The sequence below is a fragment of the Aquisalimonas sp. genome (genome assembly GCF_007120195.1).
In the GTDB taxonomy this organism is placed as follows: domain Bacteria; phylum Pseudomonadota; class Gammaproteobacteria; order Nitrococcales; family Aquisalimonadaceae; genus Aquisalimonas.
The window spans coordinates 1-2,835 of sequence record NZ_SKOG01000003.1 but is presented as its reverse complement, the minus strand read 5'-3'; the positions used below and the strand labels follow the sequence as shown (position 1 = coordinate 2,835).

At 62.3% G+C, this 2,835-nt stretch carries 2 protein-coding genes; one reads left to right on the top strand and one right to left on the bottom strand.

What is annotated here, in order from left to right; genetic code table 11:
* Nucleotides 1–1,369: diguanylate cyclase (locus QZT63_RS00595; protein WP_290647739.1), on the bottom strand; the 1,369-nt coding region annotated here is incomplete at its 3' end.
* Nucleotides 1,370–1,763: 394 nt separating this feature from the next.
* Here QZT63_RS00595 and QZT63_RS00590 point away from each other — a divergent pair.
* A partial coding sequence (locus tag QZT63_RS00590) for a zinc-binding dehydrogenase (protein ID WP_290647738.1) occupies nt 1,764–2,835 on the top strand: 1,072 nt, incomplete at its 3' end.

Sequence of the window (2,835 nt, the reverse complement as noted above, 5' to 3'; positions counted from 1 at the left end):
TCGTCACCGGGACCGCAATTCCTGTTGGTGTTTCGAAGGGGCGACGTGCCATCGCTCGACGCAAGCGCTCCGAGACCTCGAGCGCCTGTTGGGCGTCACATTCCGGTAACAGCACGGCGAACTCCTCGCCGCCAACCCGCGCAAGCACGTCCGTGGGTCGGAGTTCCCCCTCCAGGCGGATCACCGTCTCTTGCAGAACCAAGTCACCGACGGCATGGCCATGCTCATCGTTGATCGGCTTGAACCGGTCCAGGTCGAGGAGCAAAAGCCCCATCGGCGTGTTGCCCTTGGCTGCCCGCTCCAGCTCACGCGTGCTCCGCCGCTGGAAATAGCGCCGATTCGAGGTCCCTGTCAGCGGATCGGTATGTGCGAGTGCCTTGAGCTGCCTGTTGGCCGCCTCCAGCTCCTGTGTCCGTGCGGCAATGCCTGACTGGAGGTTCGCCTCCGTTGCTTCTTTCTCTCGCCACAGAAAGGCGACCGCGTAGGTCGTGAGATTTAACACCAGCACCCTGGACAGTTCGGCAAGGAAGTAGTCATACACCTGCCACAGGTTTTCGAGATCAATCGCAGTTGCTGCCTGCCACAGCAGCACGGCCGACGTCAGTGAGACCGCCAGTGCCGTCCACTTGGCGGGTACGCGAATGGCAATCACGATATGGATTGCGACCAGCAGGTACGTGGCCTGGAACGCTGCTGGAACAGCGGACACCACCGCGCCAAGCAGGGCCATGTAAACGAGGAGTTCGAGCGCCTGGCGGCGTTCTATCGCCAGGCGGTAGTTACGCAGCCACATGAGCATCGGTGGTGCGAGGACCACCATGCCGATGACATCGGCGATGATCATACCGTGCCAGGTCAGCATCAAAAACTGCCAGTGCATAGCCGGCGCGATATCGTCGAGCGCACCGCCCAAAAGGCTGGCAAGGAGATGGGGGATGGTCCCCACCGCCGCACCGAGAGGCAGGGCAACCAGTGTGGCCTTGATAAAGGGTTTGGCTTGGTCCAGGTAGACGTCGCCCGCCAGCCGTCGGATGCCCCATGCGACCAATACTGCTTCCAGCGCAGCGGCGACGCCGATCAGCAGCCCGGAGCCAAGAATGATCGTTAGCGACTCGTGGTTTTCTGCAATCCCGACCCAGGCGGCAGCGGCGGATACCACCAAGATCAGGGGCCACATGCGCAAACCGTATCGTAGTAGCACAACAAGGCCGATGCCCGAGGCCGGCCAGATGGGACTGACCGCACCGCGAAGGCCCGCCGTGTCACTTCCCCACCGGGCAGCCAAGTAGCAAAGGAGTAGCAGTCCGATCAGCGTCCAGGTATCGGCCGAGATCGTCGAGCGGCCCCATTGTCGAGCCTTCGACAGCAAGGAAGAACTCCACGAGTGAGACATATCACGGAAAACGCCAGGCCTGCGGCTTGGTCCCGGTCGCGCAGGCCCGACTTCGTTGGAATCGAGTGAAAGGATAAGTGAACCTTATCACCTGAACGCAGGGGTTGTCGCTATAGGGATGGGCAGACGCGTGCCCGCTGCGCTGTCCTGGAGTTGTGGACATGCAGGACTCCTTGCAATCCCATCACGGTCTTCCATCCTTTCTCACAATACGCCCGGCGAGACCCACGCGACGCAATTGCCCGTGTCCGCGGGAGACCAGCAATGAACCGGCTGGCGCCGTTTAGTGCGGGACGGGGCATTGGGTGGACACGGTAAGCGTTCGCGATTGGCGCGCTTTACCACAACGGTAAACCGGAGGAGGTAGGAGATGGTGTCCGATACCCGTCAACGGAACATTCCAGACACTATGGCAGCGGTGCTGCTGACTGGCCATGGTGGCATCGACAAGCTGGCGTACCGTCAGGATGTGCCCACGCCTAAGCCCGCCAGGGGTGAGGTGCTGGTGGAAGTCACGGCCACGGCAAAGAACAACACCGACCGCAAGGCGCGAGAAGGCCTTTACCCGACAAAAGACAAAGGGGAGACGACCTCATTCCAGATCGGCGGCACGCCGACCTTGTCGTTCCCGCGCATCCAGGGCGCCGATGTGGCGGGGCGCGTAGCAGCCGTGGGCGCCGGTGTCGATCCGGAGCGCATCGGGCAGCGTGGGCTGCTGGATTTCAATCTTTACCCCGATAGCCGGCGGGACATCAATCTGGCGCCGGATTACTACGGGCACGGCGCCGACGGCGGCTTCGCCGAGTACATGGCCGTGCCATCGGAGCAGTTCCATGCGATAGAGAATCCCGGGCTTGCCGATGCGGAGCTCGCCGCGCTGGGTATGTGCTCCTACCAGACCGCCGTGCACATGCTCAACGCCGCGGGCGTGACAGCCGGTGAGCGCGTGCTGGTCACCGGCGCCAGCGGTGGCGTCGGCACGGCGCTGATACAGCTGTGCCGCATCATGGGGGCGATCCCTTATGCCCTGAGCCAGCAGGACAAGGCCGCGGCGCTGCTCGAACTCGGCGCGGAAGCCGTGCTGGATCGCTCGACGATGCAGAATTTCAGCGACAACGTGCGCGGGCTGACCCAGAATCAACCGATCGATGCAGTCATGGATCTGGTTGGTGGTGAGATGACCGATCGCTTCATCGATACCATGATTTTTGACATGAAGCGCCGTACTAGCTATCCGCGGCTCAGTATCGCCGGCGCGAGCGCAGGTAACGTCAGCGAAATCATGTGGACACGCATTTACCTGTATCAGGTCCAGATCTTCGGCGTCTCCCACGGCACGCGGGAGGAGGCCGAGCAGCTTGTGGCGTGGATCCGATCCGGCCAGTTGAGGCCGGTGCTGCATGCGGCGTTCAAGCTGTCTGATCTGCACAAGGCCGAGGAAT